The sequence below is a fragment of the Corynebacterium sp. EPI-003-04-2554_SCH2473622 genome (assembly GCF_001665955.1).
GTDB classification, from domain to species: domain Bacteria; phylum Actinomycetota; class Actinomycetes; order Mycobacteriales; family Mycobacteriaceae; genus Corynebacterium; species Corynebacterium pseudodiphtheriticum.
Genome location: NZ_LZMN01000041.1, coordinates 1 through 17,732, shown reverse-complemented (window position 1 = coordinate 17,732; position 17,732 = coordinate 1). Strand labels below are relative to the sequence as shown.

General features: G+C 52.7%; 12 protein-coding genes and 2 pseudogenes. 7 read left to right on the top strand and 7 right to left on the bottom strand.

The window, feature by feature from the left end; all coding sequences use genetic code 11:
- Nucleotides 1-3 precede the first annotated feature (3 nt).
- The 4 genes from A5774_RS04005 to A5774_RS11215 all read left to right on the top strand — a co-directional run bounded on the left by A5774_RS04005 (nucleotide 4) and on the right by A5774_RS11215 (nucleotide 6,127).
- Nucleotides 4-2,970 (top strand): type III restriction-modification system endonuclease, encoded by a 2,967-nt coding sequence (locus tag A5774_RS04005; RefSeq protein ID WP_027017808.1) that lies wholly within the window; start codon nucleotides 4-6, stop codon nucleotides 2,968-2,970.
- Entirely contained in the window at nucleotides 2,970-4,601 is a 1,632-nt protein-coding gene (locus A5774_RS04000; protein WP_064833496.1) for an ATP-dependent endonuclease, read from the top strand. Before A5774_RS04005 ends, A5774_RS04000 begins: the two co-directional genes overlap by 1 nt.
- On the top strand, nucleotides 4,598-5,737 hold the full coding sequence (locus A5774_RS03995; RefSeq protein ID WP_027017810.1) for a UvrD-helicase domain-containing protein: 1,140 nt from the start codon (nucleotides 4,598-4,600) through the stop codon (nucleotides 5,735-5,737). The genes A5774_RS04000 and A5774_RS03995 overlap by 4 nt, the downstream gene beginning before the upstream one ends.
- A gap of 87 nt (nucleotides 5,738-5,824) precedes the next feature.
- Complete coding sequence (locus tag A5774_RS11215) at nucleotides 5,825-6,127, top strand: hypothetical protein (RefSeq protein ID WP_155896231.1); 303 nt, start codon at nucleotides 5,825-5,827, stop codon at nucleotides 6,125-6,127.
- A gap of 1,086 nt (nucleotides 6,128-7,213) precedes the next feature.
- Here the strand turns inward: A5774_RS11215 and A5774_RS11920 are convergent.
- The 4 genes and pseudogenes from A5774_RS11920 to A5774_RS10865 form a co-directional block, all read right to left on the bottom strand.
- Nucleotides 7,214-7,420 (bottom strand): annotated as a pseudogene (locus A5774_RS11920) (hypothetical protein); the annotation flags it as partial.
- Nucleotides 7,421-7,602: 182 nt separating this feature from the next.
- A complete protein-coding gene (locus A5774_RS11915) occupies nucleotides 7,603-7,734 on the bottom strand; it encodes an integrase core domain-containing protein (protein WP_369815523.1) in 132 nt (43 codons plus the stop codon).
- 121 nt (nucleotides 7,735-7,855) lie between these two features.
- Nucleotides 7,856-8,059: an IS3 family transposase gene (locus A5774_RS10870; RefSeq protein ID WP_023019563.1), complete on the bottom strand. Its 204-nt coding sequence runs from the start codon at nucleotides 8,057-8,059 to the stop codon at nucleotides 7,856-7,858.
- A 33-nt stretch (nucleotides 8,060-8,092) separates the two neighbouring features.
- Nucleotides 8,093-8,389 (bottom strand): IS3 family transposase, encoded by a 297-nt coding sequence (locus tag A5774_RS10865; protein ID WP_023019562.1) that lies wholly within the window; start codon nucleotides 8,387-8,389, stop codon nucleotides 8,093-8,095.
- A 422-nt stretch (nucleotides 8,390-8,811) separates the two neighbouring features.
- Here A5774_RS10865 and A5774_RS03970 point away from each other — a divergent pair.
- Nucleotides 8,812-9,189, top strand: a pseudogene (locus A5774_RS03970) (IS256 family transposase); the annotation flags it as partial.
- A gap of 212 nt (nucleotides 9,190-9,401) precedes the next feature.
- The gene (locus A5774_RS03965) at nucleotides 9,402-11,000 is read left to right on the top strand and encodes a hypothetical protein (RefSeq protein WP_023019560.1); all 1,599 of its coding nucleotides are present in this window, start codon (nucleotides 9,402-9,404) and stop codon (nucleotides 10,998-11,000) included.
- 585 nt (nucleotides 11,001-11,585) lie between these two features.
- Here the strand turns inward: A5774_RS03965 and A5774_RS03960 are convergent.
- The 3 genes from A5774_RS03960 to A5774_RS11200 form a co-directional block, all read right to left on the bottom strand.
- A complete protein-coding gene (locus tag A5774_RS03960; protein ID WP_369815522.1) occupies nucleotides 11,586-15,815 on the bottom strand; it encodes a type ISP restriction/modification enzyme in 4,230 nt (1,409 codons plus the stop codon).
- Between the two features lie 49 nt (nucleotides 15,816-15,864).
- A complete protein-coding gene (locus tag A5774_RS11910) occupies nucleotides 15,865-16,542 on the bottom strand; it encodes a DEAD/DEAH box helicase family protein (protein ID WP_284862174.1) in 678 nt (225 codons plus the stop codon).
- Between the two features lie 91 nt (nucleotides 16,543-16,633).
- Nucleotides 16,634-16,798 (bottom strand): hypothetical protein, encoded by a 165-nt coding sequence (locus tag A5774_RS11200; protein ID WP_021352231.1) that lies wholly within the window; start codon nucleotides 16,796-16,798, stop codon nucleotides 16,634-16,636.
- Between the two features lie 315 nt (nucleotides 16,799-17,113).
- Here A5774_RS11200 and A5774_RS03955 point away from each other — a divergent pair, with 315 nt between their 5' ends.
- The gene (locus A5774_RS03955) at nucleotides 17,114-17,485 is read left to right on the top strand and encodes a hypothetical protein (RefSeq protein ID WP_197490250.1); all 372 of its coding nucleotides are present in this window, start codon (nucleotides 17,114-17,116) and stop codon (nucleotides 17,483-17,485) included.
- The last annotated feature ends 247 nt before the right edge of the window (nucleotides 17,486-17,732 follow it).

Genomic DNA, 17,732 nt, shown 5'->3' with positions numbered 1-17,732 from the left:
GCGATGCAGATCAGGCTACAGACCCTTGAGCACCAACAGCGGGCGCTGACGGCGATTACCCGTGTTTTTCATGGCGTGGATTTTGATTCTGGCGGGTTGATGGAGGCCAACCCGGTCTTTGATCTGGCTGATCCGCAGTTGGCTCATAACATTTCTGAGTTGCAGAACGGTGCGGTTGAGGGTGTACCTGCAATTCCAGGTGCTTGGCGGGGCCGGGTGGATGATGGTGTGCTCGGTATCGACGTGAAAATGGAGACCGGCACGGGTAAGACGCTGGTCTACACACAGATGATGTACGAACTCAACAGGATTTATGGGTTTACCAAGTTCATCGTTCTGGTGCCGTCGACAGCGATCAAGCAGGGCACCAGGTCATTCGTTACGTCCGATTATGCGCGTAGCTATTTCGATGACACCTATGGTGGCAGCATCAAGCTGGATCTGGATGTTCTTGATCCACAGAAGCGGTCAAAGGGGCGGAAGTTCTTTCCTAGCGCGGTGGCGAATTTCATGTCGACATCTCGGCTAACCAAGGGCCGTGTGCATGCGTTGTTGATGACTGATGGCATGTTGCGCTCGGCAGCGACGATGGGTGCTATCTATGACCAGACCGTATTGGGGATGTCGAGCCAGCCGTATGAGGCGTTGGCAGCGACTCGTCCGGTCGTGATTATTGATGAGCCACATCGGTTCCGCCGTGAGAATAAGGCCTACCAGACGATCATCGACCAGATTCAACCCCAAGCCGTGATCAGGTTTGGTGCGACCTTCCCGAAAGACGATAAGACCAGTCACATTGATTACAACAATCTGGTGTTCAACCTCGGTGCGGTCGAGGCGTTCAACGAACAACTCGTCAAAGGCGTAGCTGTGCAGTACCCGGAGGATGATGGTCAAGACTCCACGAGATTAAAGTTGACAAGTTTGTCGGCTCGGAAACCGAAGCAGGCAACGTTTACCAACCTTGACACTTCTAAGACCTTGACGGTGGGGTTGGGTGGCTCGTTGGCTGAGGCAGATGGAGCGTTCGCTGGCATCACGATTGAGGCGGTCGGCAAGACGGAGAACCCGGCGATTAAGTCTGGGGTGAGCCTGTCCAACGGCCAGATCCTTGGCAAGGGCGACACCGTGGTGGCTGGAGTGTACTCCCAGACCTATCAAGAGCTGATGATCGCTCGTGCGCTGGATAACCACTTCGAGACGGAGTGGGAGAACTTCCGGCGCGCTACCCGTGTGAAAACCTTGACACTGTTTTTCATTGATTCGATCGAGTCCTACCGTGGCGAGGATGGTCGAGGCCACTTACGCGTCCGGTTTGAGGAACTGCTGGCTGCGAAGCTCAAGGAGGTTATCGCCGAACACGCCGACAAGACCTCACAGGCAGCCAAAGACTATGTCGCATACTTGAAGAATTCGCTGGCTGATGTATCGGCAACAAACGGTGGTTATTTCTCTGCTGATAATGCGTCCACCGATGAGGCGATCCAGGCCGAGGTGGACCTGATTCTTCGCGATAAGCAATCGATGCTGTCATTCACGAGAGCGGATGGGTCGCCGAACACGATGCGGTTTGTGTTCTCGAAGTGGACGCTGCGTGAGGGCTGGGATAACCCCAATGTCTTCCAGATCGTGAAACTACGCTCGTCGGGATCGGAAATCTCGAAACTCCAAGAGGTCGGGCGCGGGCTGCGCCTTCCCGTTGATGTCAGTGGTAGCCGTTTGTCAGATGAGGACTTCCGGCTGACCTACCTCATCGATTACACTGAGGAATCCTTCGCCAACAGTCTTGTGACTGAAATCAACTCAGACATCGGCGGCCATACACCGTCGGTTAAGGAGTTGCTGCCGCGTGTGGCTGCCCAGCTAGGTAGGGACGAGACTGAGTTGTTCATTGAACTGCTCCAAAAGGGCCTGGTTGATAGCGACAAGAACTTGATCGAAGGCAAAGCCGAGGCGCTCTTTGAGCTGTATCCGCAATTCGCAGAAGGCAAGCTCAAACCCGGCAAGGTTGTCACCGACGAAAAGAAAGCCCGAGTCGGCATCCGTAAGGAGCGTTACTCCGAACTCAAGCAACTATGGGAGGCAGTCAACGCCAAGTACTACCTCAAACTCGATGACCTCACACCAGCCGAAATCAGTACCTGCATCGATGAGATCCTGGACGAGGGCATCTACAAGGCACAAACCGGTAGGTTCACCCAAGACCTGCTCACGACCGGCGCGGACGGGGTGCTGACGACCATCTCGTCGACGAAGGAAACCTACGCCGTTGACGGGTCGATACCCTATGGACAGTGGCTGAGACTGGCCTACACCCAAACCTATCTCCCCATCAGCGAGATCCACGCTGGCTTGGTGCGACATAACGCAAAGAAGAAGCTTCCTAGCGATTTCTTCAACAAGTCCACACTGGGTGAGTTTGCTGCGCAGTTCCATGGCTGGATGCAGCGCGAATATGTCAAACGGTTCTCCTACACCCGTATCGACGGGCCGCTGGGGGCCACCGCGCTGACCGACCCTGATGGGCAACCGCTGAAGACGATTGCGCAAGGAAACGTCGGTGTCTACCGCGACACCACCTCCGAGGTGTCAGAGAAGTTCCTCTACGATGCGTTCGTCTACGACTCCCCGAAGGAACAGACCACGATGCGTGACTCTGTTCTCGACGAGGTCGTTGTCTACGGCAAAATCCCACGCCGATCGATCCAAGTGCCGGTTTATTTTGGTGGGACCACCAGCCCGGACTTCATGTACGTGCTAAAAACTGCTGATGGCAAAATGTCGCTGAACTTCATCGTCGAGACTAAGGACGTTGATTCCAAGGCTGACTTGCGAGGAACCGAGGAACTACGCATCAAGGCCGCTCGGAAGTTCTTCGAGTCGATCAGCGATGGGAACGTCTCTGTCCACTTCGCCCCGCAACTCAAACGCGACGACATCGTGACCATGATCAAACAAGTGGTGGCCTAATGACTCCAGTAATCACGAAAGTGCAGATTCGAGGATATCGAAGGTTCCAGGACTTTACGTTTGAACCTGAGGTGGGAACCAACATTATCGTCGGTGGAAATGAGGCGGGTAAATCAACGCTTTTGGAAGCAATGACGTTAGCCTTAGCCGGGCGAGTCAACGGGGTTCGCGCGGCAGATTACCTGAATCCTTATTGGTTTAACCACACCATGGTTCACGACTTTTTCGAGAAACCGCCCAGCGAACGCAGTCACCGCGATGCACCAACGTTTCGCATTGACGTCTACCTGGATGTCGAAAGCGGTGAGCTGGAAAAACTCCGAGGTGTCAATAATATGGAGAACGCGGACTCGGTTGGCCTGTCCATCTGGGCACACCCTGACCCGGAATACACGCAGGAGCTAAATGAGTACTTCCAGCAAGAAGACTGCCCTGAAGTTCTCCCAGTCGAGTATTACATGGTTGAATGGCTGAACTTTGGTGGACATCCAGTGCTGCGACGCCCCAAGGAACTCGGCACCTCGTTGATCGATAGTCGAACAATCCGCTCAGAGCGTGGCGTTGAATACTACACGCGACAAATCTTAGAAACTCGTCTCGACCCGAAAGACCGCAGCCGTGTCTCTGTTGATTATCGCAAGCTCCGCGCAACCCTTGGCCGCGAGGTTCTGTGCGACCTCAACGAGGAACTTGCCGAAGAGAATCAGTCGATCCCAGGAGCAGTGGTGGGGGTACAGATCGATCAGTCTCGCTCAGCCTCATGGGAAGCCACGCTCATCCCCGATGTCGATGACGTTCCGTTGTCGATGGCTGGGCAGGGAAATCAGGCGGTGGCCAAAACCATCCTCGCAATGGGGCGAAATGCGGACACCAGCAGCCTCGTTTTCATCGAAGAACCAGAGAACCACCTCAGCTACACCCGAATGCGGCAGCTTATTTCCTACATTGAACGCTCTGCTCAAAACCGGCAAGTGTTCATCACAACGCATAGCTCTTATATCCTCAACCGACTCGGACTTGATCAAGTGACCCTGCTCAGCAACGGGACGCCCGCACGGTTCAACAAGCTGAAAAATGACACGATCCGGTACTTCCAGAAGCTCTCCGGATTCGACACCCTCCGACTCATCCTGGCTGACACGATCGTGGTCGTAGAGGGGCCCTCCGATGAGATTGTCTTCACCAGGTTTTTCACCGACAGGTTTGGCCGTGAACCATTGGACTGTGGCGTAGACGTGATGTCCATCAATGGCGTGTCATTCGAACGATGCTTTGAACTGGCAACTCTGTTGGGCCGCTCTCTATTCGCTATCCGGGACAACGACGGTTATACCCCAGAGCATTGGCAAGAAAAAATGAGATCCTACCTCCAGGAAGGACAGAGAATCCTGTCCATTGGCGATCCGGATCTGGGAAACACGTTAGAGCCCCAGATTGAAAGTGCAAACACGAACGAGTCTCTGCAACTCGTGTTCCCTAAAGCAAAAGTGCCTCCGTTTGCTGCTTGGATGCAGAAGAATAAGACGGATGCGGCCCTAGCCATCGCCGCATCAGAGCACACCCTGAATCCACCGCCATACATCCAGGACGTATTGGATGCCCTCGAGAGAAGAATCGGCTCAGAGTCATGACGCACCAATTCGTCCACGCCTGCGCAGGTTCGGGAAAAACCCAGCACGTTATAGACCACTGCAGCCAGGGTCAACCCAACGTTCGGCGACTAATCATCACACTGACGCTGACCGGGCAGAATGAACTCGAAGGACGTCTCCAGAAAAACATCGACCCCTCAGCACCCGCGCCAGACGTAACAGGTTGGTATGCATTCCTGATAAACTACGTCGTTCGCCCATATCTTCCGCTGCTCTTTCCCGAGCAACGAGTCACCGGATTTATCTTTGATTCCGGCGATGTACGAATGAGCCTGTTGTATAAGGAAAAAACAGACCCTCGACGCTACTTTAATGAAACCGGGATGATCTACAAGGACTACCTCGAGGAGCTAGCTACCGGACTGATTGATAAAGCTGACGGACTGGTAGAAAACCGTCTCCGCCTCATTTATGATGAAATCCTCATCGACGAGGCGCAGGATATCAGCCGTAGCGGTTTAGACGTCATAACACGTCTACTGCGTCAGGATTCGGTTCGGTGCCTGCTAGTGGGTGATAGTCGACAGTCCCTCCTTGACAGCAGCTTATCCTCCCGGAAGAACAAGAAAGCCGACCGGCAGAATCTCATGGGGTGGTACCGGGAATTTGAGAATTCGGGACGTCTGAATATCGACGAGAAAGTTGAAACCTACCGATTCAACCAGGCTATCGCGGACTTCTCAGACACTATTTTCCCAAAAAGATTCGGATTCTCGTCAACCGTGTCAAGGATGAGCGACGAGTCTTCCCACGATGGAATTTTTCTGGTTGCAAAAGAAGATCTTGACCATTACGTTGCTGAGTTCACCCCAACTGTTCTGAGGTATTCAAGTAGCTCATGGAGAGGTCAAACAGCGCGCAATCCGATAACCTTTGGCAATTCAAAAGGGCGTACCTACCAGCGGGTGATCATCCTGGCGACGGGAGCAATCCAGGACTTCTGTCTCAAAGGTAAAGAGCTTAAAGACAAGAGTGCTTGTGGATTCTACGTAGCGGTGACCCGGGCACAGTACTCGGTAGCGATCGTCATCAACCAAAGCCGAAAGAATCTCATTGCGTCAGCACCGTTGGGCCTCTCAGTATGGAATCCTCAACACGAACTCTTAACCTTTTGACGCCGCCGCATACCTATTGATGGCTCTGCTCGTGGCCGTTGAACTGGGTGCAAACGCGCGGCGGGATACGCCAGCAACATGCTCTCGGTGGCAAATAATTCGTTGGCATATTTGCGTGCCATGTCTTCTGGTTTGATGAGCCCAGATTGCAACAAGCGCACCATGAACGTCGAGGTCCCGGCGAAGGGGGCAATGCCCCTTGGTCAACTCGCCGATTACATGGTTGGTCTCCATAACCGAGGACTCGCAGGGCAGAAAGTGGGGCGCGAGGTTTCGCGGGGCTCCGTCGAGTTGAAACGTCGAAACATGCCGAACTTCCCGTCCCAGTGGTCTGAGTTACGGGGAAGTACCTCCTTCAGTCACCCATCCTGCGGTACAGCAGACTGTTGAAGTGAACACGGGTACGGGCGAGGAGAGAGGTTTCTACTTCTCAATTAGACCGCAACTTTCAGCCCATCGAGCAGCATGCGATAAACTGCGTCAAGAGCGGTAGCGGTAACCGTCAAAAATGTTCCTTCGAAGACAACGGTGGCGGAAGATATTTGCTGACCTATAGGGGAGACGAGCCAAGTCTAGCTACAGTACAGTTTTCTGAAGGTTCCAGCAGTAAAGAAAACTTCGGTTTATATAAGTCGACGTGGCTTCTATAAGTGGCCAACTACAGAACGATACTAGTTAGATGCAGACATACAATAGATACGATTCATTTGGGGAACCAAAGTGGGATTTTCAAAGCTCTGTAGAGGTCCCATTCCCAGATATATTCCCTTACGATATTAATGACGGTGGTTGCCTCGCTACGCTTAGTCGGAATTACTCGTATGCAGTAGAAGTACGGATGGAGTCCTCCATTTTTCCACCGTTGGGTGACAATAGAGCCTGTACATGGCGGGAAGTGGGAATGGCCCTTAATCGACCAGTTCTCCCTGCTCGCTCTTTCCGAAATGCTTTCGGAAAAATGAGCGAAACTCAATTCAAGTCTGAGATAGCAAACAAGGTGTCATGGCCCTTCGATACGAACCTAAGCCTCTTATGGTATCCGCTTCGCGCCGAACTTGGAAGGCCTGAATATTGCTGGTACCTCCCGGAAGGTTATGAGATAGGCGACTGTGAAGAACGAGAATTAAACGGATGGCATTACGTAGCTGGCTCACTAATCGAGGAGACGCACAATGATTCTGAAGGTGTCGTTATGGCTACCGCAGCATGGCATTCAGATTTGTGGCTTATGTTTTTAAATGAGTGCAACTCGCGGGTCATTGTTACCTTAAACAACTGCGATCAGGCGCGTCGAATACTAGAGAATAATGTCATTGAAACGTATTTACTCTGGGGGAACTGCTAACACTCCCATAAGGCTATTCGGAATAGTACTGTAGGCCCATTCTCTTCGATCGCTGGAGACCTAATATCCGCAATACCAATGCGGATCGTTTCAATGATCTGGTTCGCTAGCGTGGCTTCGGCATTAGATGATCACCGATCTGTCGCCGAAATGATATAGCGGTGCGAGAAATACTCCCGGCCCTTCTCCGTCACAAAAGACCTGCTGGAAGCCTCAAAGAATGAATCAATAAGGCACTTTTGAATGCTGGTGGTCGGCTTATAGAACTTCACCTGGATAGCCACCCAGCTATCATCAGCTACGCGGTGGGCCACCATATCGATGCCAGTGTCAGTCTGGCCGTTGTTATAGCGCTAATCAGACTAGCAGCACACCTCATCGAACTGCTCGGCCAGTGGGGTTGCCCGCAAATCGTGGACACATAATAGAGCTACCTAATAGTTAGGCAGCTATTTCTTTTCTGCTGGTGGTTAGACCAATATAGTTCTCGAAGTCGACGGGGCTGAGCATCCCGAGCGCTTCAGTGCCGGCGTCGGCGGTTGTAGACAACTTCAATCCAGCGAGCGACACCCGCACGTGCAGCGTCACGGGCTGACCAGCGCTTGCGGTCGTAGAACTCGGTTTTAAGTGTTGACCAGAATGACTCGGCCATCGCGTTATCGAAGCACACACCGCTACGCCCCACCAACTGGGCAACGCCAAGGTCGCGGTATACTTCCCACAGCTTCTCGCTGGTAAATTGCGTTCTGTGGTCAGCGTGAAATACCAGCCCTTCAGCAACGTCGCCGCGGAAGCGTATGCGTCATCCGCAGGGCCCGTTCGACCAGGGAAGTATCTTGCGCGCTATCCATAGCCCAGCCCAGTACCCTGCGGGAATGGCCATCGCGGACCGCGCACAAATATAACCAGCCCTCGTTGGTGCGCAGGTAGGTAATATTCGACATCCAGACCCGGTTAAGCTCACCTGTATCAAGCATGCGCTTGACCAGGTCAGGAAGCCTGGACTTACCTTAGATTGAATCGTTGTCACTGGGACAAAGGCCCGCGGGGGAGATCCCTTCAATGCCCATCATGCGCATCCGCTTGGCCGCAGTCTTACGGTTAAGCGAAATACGGTAGCGCTCGGTAAGGTCTGCGGTGATCCGCGGGGCACCGCAGACCTGATCGGAGTTTTTCCAAATCTGGTGAATCTTATGGTCAACATCGGCGTAGAATGCTGCGCGATCATCGTTGCCGGAAAGCCGTTGCTGCTGGGTGCAGGCCCATTTGTAGTATCCGGACCGAGATACCTTCAACAAGCGCGCCATGCGTGTGATACTGCAATTCGCCTTGCTCTGGCTGCATTAGTTCGAACTTTTCTTCTCGCGTTGCCTTAAAGCGAAGAAGGCTGTCGGGTTTGACAAAACTCATTATCCATCTTGGCTTGTGCCAGCTCACGGCGCAGACGAGCATTCTCAGTACGAAGATCGGGCTGGCTTAGCCCATTGGAGGCTCCTTGGCGTTCGCGCTCATTTTTTTACCTACCGTCCTAAAGGCCTGGTCCGACGTCAATCTCCTTGAGCTACATGAGCGATTGGGGGCTGCGACTCGATTACTAGGTTCGCGGCTTCACGTCGATACTCAGGTGTGTATTTCTTTCGCTGTTGACTCACAATGAACATCCTCTCTTACGGACACAAGATCCGCACTAATAAGGTGTCCACTAAACGAGGGTAACCTCAAGCAACAATGGCTATTTAGCTTTCTCCAGCCGCCACAAATACCAACAACCAACGACTACCAGTGGGCATCGACTACCAACAGCCTAGAAGGCGGAGTCAACGCGCAACTGAAATTGCTGACCAGACTTCACCACGGCAGATCGGGCGAGCGACAACGACGAATGCTCGAATGGTGGCTCTACCTGCACACCGAAAACCCCAGACCGCCTATCGAAATAGCCAAACAACAAAACTGGGGGCGCGATGCACTCGCCAAAGTCAACACCACGCCCCACAACGAGAACGAAGCCGACCAGCAAACAGGACGACCAGCCCTCTACGACAACGCTATCCCAACCGACTACAACCACAACCTAGGCGTACAGAAAGGATGGATAGGAACCTAACCCCGACACGGGGGTAACAACCCCAGACACACTTTTTGTCGCATATCCCAAGCCAGGCCTAAGCCATTAACCTAAAAAGAAACGCTCAACCCATGGGAAGGGGAGCGTCTCTGAAGCTAGAATGGGAGTACAGGCAAGAGTAGATCAATACACAAATGTAATGACATAGCTCTTACGTGATTCCCATTTGCAAGTTTAAGGATAGCACACCGATGATCATCGTCAAACCAGAAAAACTAGAGGGCATAGTGCCTCGCATGCTTGAATTGACCTCGCGCACCACCCCTTGGCATCGGCGAGATTGGCGCGCTGGAACACTCGAACTAGTCGAAGAGGCTTTAAATGAATCGCGAATCCCGGGGACCAGCGAAGTAGCATTAAAGGAGCTGCGCGGCCATATGAGTAAAGCTCTTGGAAGCGATATGGGAGTGCCCCCTATTCAAAAGAACCTTAATAAGATCATGCAGAATATAGATTCTGCTAGCAATAAGAATAGTCACGATGTACAACTAGTTGAAAAGCACGCACAAGATTTGAAGGAGACTTATCTACAAAACTGGGCAGATATATTCGATTGTCCAAGTAAAGCTGGAGGTCTCGATATAGAGGGAACTGCAAAGCGTATCATTTCGCACTTGCTTTATTGTGGTGTGCCCGCCCCTAGTATCTATAGTGTTATACACGATTACAAAACTGAAGACGGACGATACGAATTTTCTACCCTCCTGCGTGAACTGGACAAAAAGATAAAATCTGATGCTAAGAATTTTAGCTTTGCAATTCCAGTCGACCGTGCTCCTGACTTCCTTCATTCACCTACGCCACCATGTGAGTGGCTTAGTGCAAAACAACTGAAACAGTGGAAACACAAGCATGCTCCTCAAGCAAAAACTGCGCGCCATCAAGGTGGTTTTATACTTACTGTGCAAGCGCGAGACGTAAATGAGGCGGCCAGTCAAGCACAACAATTACTTTCGCAGCTGTCTTTTAAGTTTGAATCTGGATCAGAAAACCGGTTCTCCATCCTTCCTATCATGTGGTCTAAAGAAAAAAGAAACTCCTTTCCTACCCGGCGTGGAATCCAACCCTTGAAACTCCGTGCATTCCAAAGAGCGGATGCTCTCCATGACTTGGAAATCGGAACTAAACCCAGAAATATTCTGGCAATTATAGAGCCTCTTCAGACGAACAACCCTCATGTGGCGCTAGTCAATGGATGGGTTGCCATTGAATCTCTCTTGGTGGATTCGGGCGAGGACGACCGAATTGGCGCCGAAAGGATGGCGCGCGTAGTCGCGGCAAGCTATTTTCGTACCGAGATGACGTGGTTAGCTAAGAATTATGCAGATCGGTACAAAGAAAAATGCTCGATAGCGGCACAGATCAAAAATGAAGGGGCTAGCATAATACGATCAAAGCTAATGGAGGGTGTAATCCTGGAGCGAAAAGATTTCGACCTTCTTGACCACGTCGATCGGCTAGCTATCGAAAAGATGCAAGAAGCCTTTAATAATCCGAATAGAATCTTTGACCGCACGTCCGAGATTCTTCAAAGAGAATTTCAGCGTCTATATCGAAAGCGAAACTTGATTGTGCACAGCGGACGCGCTGTAGGTAACGGCATTGAATCGATCACGGATAAAGTTATCCCACTTTTAATAAATGGCATCGATCAACTGCTTATCGCGAGCATCCAGCATGAGATGGATCCAAAGAATTTAGCTGCGTCCGTTGCCTTCAAATCTCTTCACCTTGACCGGGCAGGGAACTCGAAAAAATATACTCTATTGGATTTGTTGGAGGCTGATTAAACCAAAGGTAAACTGAGTGAATGGGTTATATGCACTATTTCAGTTACTCGGGTGGTGTTGACGTTTCCTCGTTATTCCGCGAGTTTTAACCGTGACTCAGCCGCCCGATTAGGTCCATGGAACCACGCGAACAGTCCAGTATGCGAATCGCATAGCTATTCCTTTTTTAGCGTGACGTGATAGCTTTCTAGTATCGAGACCGTGGATGGTTATTGATTCAGAATATAGCGAACGAGGGCACCGGCATCATCTTTGGTTTGGCGACCTCATCCGACAGTTGCTCATATTATATGATAACGGGCACACCTCTTCCATGGGTGTTTTAATGCGCTGACTGCCTTTCCGGTTATGCTTGTGACTACTTCGTTAATAACGATTTTTCGTCCATACGGGCTGTTTAATCTTTTGCACCAATAATTTTGTTGTCACTTCTGTGAGCAAGGGAGGGGCTGGAATCGTTATTAGCCATTTTCAGGCAGAATCAAATCATTTCTGGCTCTGCGTTCTTTGTGTGAATCGAGATCAACTATGTTTTGGATATTGACCATTCAGTTGCCCCTATTTCCCAGAAAACTCCTCAGTCCCTTAATCCTCAAGATCATCAACAATCCGCATGGTCTCCATCGCCACGCGCGTGACTCTGCCAATCAGGTCCACGATGTAGCGCGGGTTGCCCACCTCATCGGCCCAATCATTCGGATCATTCACAATCCCCGAAGCCTTGTCCTTCTTCACCTGGTACCGGTCAATCAACCACGCCACCGCTGAGCGCGAGCCCAGCATGTACTCATCCGCCTCTGCCGGAATACCGGAGATGGTCACCTGCTTGTTGTAGATCAGCTTGGTCACGTCATTGACGTTCTTGCCCGTTTCCGGATCCTTGCGCCTAGCCCACTTCATCTTCTGCACACGCCAGGTCTCACGGTTGGACTCATCACCCTTGACCTGAATATCTAACGGCCACGGTTCCACGGACTCATAATCCACGTGCAACTCCATGAGTTCCTTACCAGCTGCAGCGAACTTATCGAACTCAGCACGCGACGACGGCGTTTCAATATGCGGCAGCATCTTCTTCAAATCTGCCGCATACTGCGTCCGATAACCCGGATCATGCAACTTGCCGTACACAAAGTGGAAGATGTCATCACCCGTGACATCACCGCCCAACGCATCCCGGTAGATCTGCTTAATCTCATCCGTGATGTTGTCCACCCGCACATACCCATCAACAACCTCACCGACTTGGCCGTAAGCACTGGTTTCGCCCTGCTTGACGACGTTCCCCTCACCGAACAGACCACCGTCCTCAGCATCGACTGGAGACCAGGTGAAGCGGGAGAAGAATTGGCCTGTTTGGCCGAGCAGATCTAAATTAGGAAGAAATTTTGAGCCAATAAGTCTGAATTCTGAGCTTGCCTTCGGAGTACTGACCGAAAAACCAAAATTGCTGTGTGTTTCGGATGGGAACATCGTGGGCAACTGATAAACTCTGGCATTCAAATCACGTTCGAAATACGTCCATGTTGTTTTAAAGGGGCGATACAGACTTTTAATGATTTGCGATTTATCTAGCTCAAGTTTGCGTTGCCTTGCGAGATGTTGCTTAAGGTTGCTATTCCAAGCAAATCGGTGAGGATCAGTAAAATTTGATCTGGTAGAGAGAAAATCATTGACCGCTTGCTCACCAAGCTTGTCCATGTTCTCCGAGCGTATATAGGCTTCGAAAGCCTCAAATGCCTCTCGATATGAGTTTTCAAGAATGCTTATCTTTTCGAATACTACGGCTTTGGACTCCCCTGTAACCCAAGCATCTCGGCCTGTAGCGAGGCCTAGACTATAATTCCTGAAAACAGAAATCTTGTTTGACTTTTTGTCACCCAGTACCGGCCACTTTTCAAATTCTTCAGAGCGCTGGTGCAACCAGTCACCCTCTTTATTTGGTTCAATGGACTGCCAGTCAATGGCTTCAATCGCGGAGGAGTCGACGATCCCTAGCTTTTCTTCGGCTGTCAGATAGTCACCGATGTCCCGGTAGTGAAGCTGGAAACCGGACTTAACAGGATCTTTGATACCGACGGTGATAGCCACGGAGTTGCGGGAACCAGAGCCGAAGACTTTACCACCTTCTTTGCGAGACTGTTCGCCAGCCGTACGTTGGTTGCCACGAAGGTTAAAAACATAAAGGTCCGTGAAATCCTCGGCCATCGACAAGCGCACGCCATCACCCGTATTGCCGTCAATCCACCCGCCATTGGATACGAATGCAACCACACCTTGATCACCGATGCGGTCGGTAGCCCAGCGGAAAGCTCGCAAATAGGAATCATAGAGGGTTCGCTGAGAAGTCGCCGTGGACTTAGCCGCATAGGTGTCCGCGATGCGTTTATCCAAGCCCGGGTACTTCTGGTTAGCGTTCAGGTCGTTGGCGGACTTTTGGCCGGCAGAATATGGCGGGTTACCAATCACCACGTTGATGGGAGCGTTCTTCTGCCGCTCAATGGTGGCGTTGTTCTCGCGGAAGATGTTGAGGTCTGGGATATCGCCGTCTTCGTGGATTTGGAAGGTATCGGCAAGCGCGATATTCGTAAACGGCATGTAGTCCGGTGTTGGTTCACCGTCGCGCTGCGCGGCTTCCTCACGCAGGGCGTTGTAGGTGGTCTCGATATTCACCGCAGAGACGTAGTAGGCCAGCAGCATGATCTCGGTGGCGAATAGCTCTTTGGCAAATTTACGTGCCAAATCTTCTGGCTTGATAAGGCCCGATTGCAACAAACGCACCATAAACGTCGAGGTCCCAGCGAAGGGGTCGAGTATGCTCACGCCTTCATCGCTGAGCCCCTTGCCAAAGTGCTTGCGGGAGACCTCATCGGCAGCACGCAGGATAAAGTCCACGATTTCCACCGGGGTGTAGACAATGCCGAGGGCTTCTGCTTGTTTCTTGAAGGCCTTGCGGAAGAAGCGCTCATACAGATCCTTGATCACCTGCTGCTTACCGGAAGCAGAGGTCACCTCGGAAGCGCGCACGCGGACGGACTCGTAGAATTTCTCCAGCGATTCCGTTTCGCTGTCCAAGTGCGCATCTTGCAGCGCATCCGTCATACGCTGCATTACCTGGGCCACCGGGTTGTTCTCAATGAAGTCGTGGTTATCGAACAAAGCGTTGAACACTGGAGCAGTGATCAAGTGCTGCGAAAGCATCGAGATGGCATCGGCTTCACCAATCCCGTCGTTCAGGTTATTACGCAGGCCATCGACGAAATCATCGAATTCAGCGCGCAAGTGCTTATCCGCGCCGTCGACAAGCTTAGTAATGCGGGTGACCTGGTTTTCGGCAATCTTGGCGACGTCATCGGCCCAGTCTTCCCAATACGTGCGCGAACCAACCTTATCCACCAACTTGGTGTAGATGGCTTCCTGCCACTGCTCCAAAGAAAACAGCGCGATCTGCTTCGCTGTGTCTTCGTCAGTGGGATTATCGGTCGGGGAGGGAGCAGGATCGACGATCGGCTTTTTCGGGTTAGCAACTGGGTCCACGACAACCGGTAGCTCGTCTGGGTTTCCTTCGTTCAACGCGATGGAGTTGATCTTGGCATTGAAGCGATCATCGTGGGCACGCAGCGCGTTGAGGATCTGCCAGACCACCTTGAAACGCGTGTTGTCGTTCAACGCCTGCGATGGGCTCACCCCAGGAGGTACCGCGACCGGCAAGATGATGTAGCCATAGTCTTTGCCCTCTGCTTTACGCATCACGCGGCCGACAGATTGCACCACGTCCACCATGGAGTTTCGCGGTTGGAAGAAGATCACCGAATCCAGCCCCGGCACATCCACGCCTTCCGACAGGCAACGCGCGTTGGTCAGAACCCGGGATTCCGTCGGGGCAATATCGGCTTCCAGCCAGTTGATCCGCGAAGAACGCTGCATCGCGTTCATGGTGCCGTCGACATGCTGGGCTGCCACAGCCACATCCGTGTTGTGCAGGCTGATGTCTTCCAGCGCGGCGTGCTCGTGCAGCGATTCCTGGTGTGCGGCCACCAAAGCAGGGAAGGAATCTGCGATCTGTTTGGAATGCTTGATGTCTTTCGCGAAAGCCACCGTGCGCTGCATCGGCTTGGCATTAACCTCGAAGCCGTCCTTGGTGCCCTGCAACTTGCCGGAGCGTTTCGCCAGTGCATTCCACGCGCCGATGATCGCCGAGGCCGTCGTGAGGTTCACTAATTGTCCTGGGGCGTTGGCAAGGGCTTCTGCGGCGACGTCCTCGTCGACCGTCATCACCAACACCTTGTAGTCGGTAAGCAACCCGCGCTCGACGGCTTCGCCAAAGCCTAACCGGTGAAATTCCGGGCCATAGGTGCCTTCATCATCCATCGAGGCGAGCTCCGCCGAGTGGTCTGCGGCTTTGTCTTTGACATCGTCGTCGAAAAGCTTCGGGGTTGCCGTCATATACAGGCGCTTGTCGGCCTTGAGGTAGTCGGCGTCGTGGATGCGCACGAAATTCGAGGCATCCTCGCCAGCCAGCGTCACACCCGTGGTGCGGTGGGCCTCGTCGCAAATGACCAGGTCGAAATCGTCAAGGCCGTTGTGCTGCGCGTCGTGCACCGTAGGCAGCGACTGGTAGGTGGAAAAGACCACGTGCAGACCGGCAGAGTGCTTGCCGGTATTGAAAACTTCCGCTAGGCGCTTACCATTTGTAGATACTGGAACTTCTAGGTCATACGGCGCAATATCCTCGGCGCCTTTGCCCACCTTGGTATCCGAGCACACCGCGAAGCTGCGCATGTCCACCGTGGCCTGCGCAGTCCACTCACGCAGGGTTTGTGAGAGTAGCGCGATAGACGGGACCAGGAATAAAACCCGGGCTTTACCCCCCCCCGTTTTCGCGGGCGAACTGTTCCGCCAGGCGCAGCGACGTAAATGTCTTGCCCGTACCGCAGGCCATGATCAGCTTGCCGCGATCATGGGTAGCGAAACCAGCCAGGGCTTTTTCGATTGCCTCAGATTGGTGTTTGCGGGGCTGGAAAGCTTCCTTACGCTCCAGTTTCACCTGGATCTCCGAACCAGGGAATGCCACATCCCAATTCACCGGGGCAGAGGCAATATCTGCGATACCGATACGGCTGGTCTCAATGATCTGGTTCGCCAGCGCGGCCTCGGCATTCGAGGACCACTTATCCGTCGTCGAGATGATATAGCGGTGCGAGAAATGTTCCCGGCCGTTTTCCGTTTCGAAGGATTTGCCAGAAGCCTCAAAGAAGGAGTCGATGTGGCCTTTTTGGATGCTGGTGGTCGGCTTATAAAACTTCGCCTGGATGGCCACCCAGCTGTCGTCGGCCACGCGGTGGGCCACCATATCGATGCCCGTGTCAGTTTGGCCGTTGTTATAGCGCCAATCAGACCAACGGCAAACCTCATCGAACTGCTCGGCTAGCGATGGTGTGGTGCGGAAGAAGTTCACCATGAGTTTTTCGAAGGCAATACCGTATTTGCCCTGTGGTTGATTCTCACGTAGCTGGTCTAGAACTTCTTCAAACGTAGCCATGCACCGATTATGCCTTACGGGGTTGCTGGTCGAGGTGCTTGGTGCATTTTGCCCAGCCTATGGTTCTTGGTCGGTGCCCACGTTAATGATTCTATGCTGCACTGTCTTTCTTTTTGGAGGAAGTGGCCGTCGCTAAGTTGTAGCCAGATAGTGCCGCGAGTGCCACGACTATCCCCCAGATCGGAGAATCAGCAATGATCGAATACGCTGCAGCAACAACGATTCCTCCTAGGGCGGATGCTTGTTTTAAGGTCATTGTGTTGATTCCTTTCATTCAGGTCCCACAAGTATGGGGACCATTCGGGATTTAATTACCGTCGCAGCTGTTTCGGTGATCCTGGGCGATTTTCTTGCCATTTTTGTTTTTTCTGCGAACTACAATGAGCTGCGTCCATCTAGCATGGCAATAGACGCTAGAGTACGTCTATTAGCGTACGTGCGAGACGTCGGCTGCTCAGCAAAAATGGTTTTGCGTTACACCTTAGTCAAACTTGTCGAACCACCGCACTCATTCTTCCATTCTCGCAGAGCTAGAATGCCAGGGAAGAATACGGCGAAAGGTATCACCCCAATGCTTCATCCCTACCGCGTCAACTTGGATTGGCTCTGGGGCAGACCACCCGGGAATGACGGCACCCCAGCTACCGTGCGTGCGGTCCTCGAAGGTGCTGACGCCTGCGCATTAGCCCAAGCCTGGCTGGAAAGCCTCTCGGCTGATGAAGACGGCCATCGTGGCGAAGGTGGATGGGGAGCACAGTTAGTACACGCCGGGGAACACTCGCGCCGGGCCATCGTGGCGATCACTTCCGCCGGAGAAGACGTTGCTGACGGCATCGAAGACGGCACCGATAACTTGTACTGCTTCCTCGTCGAGCGGGTGCGCGCTGTGCTGAACCCTGAACTGAGTGTGGAATGGCAGGAGCTTGACCGTCGGCAAGCGTAACGGGGCAGCAGGCCATGGTGCTCTAGCTGCGGCGGTTGGGCTCTAGCGCTGCGGCTGTAGTGTGCTGCCGTCGGCGGTAGAGAAATTTTCTGCCGGGAGTGCGTAAAAAGCACGGAAGGCCATGGAGTGTCCGTCGATGAGCAAGAGGCGTTTCATGCCCTACACCTTAGCCGCCGACGGCAGCACACTACAGCCGCAGCGCTAGAGCCCAACCGCCGCAGCTAGAGCACCATGGCCTGCTGCCCCG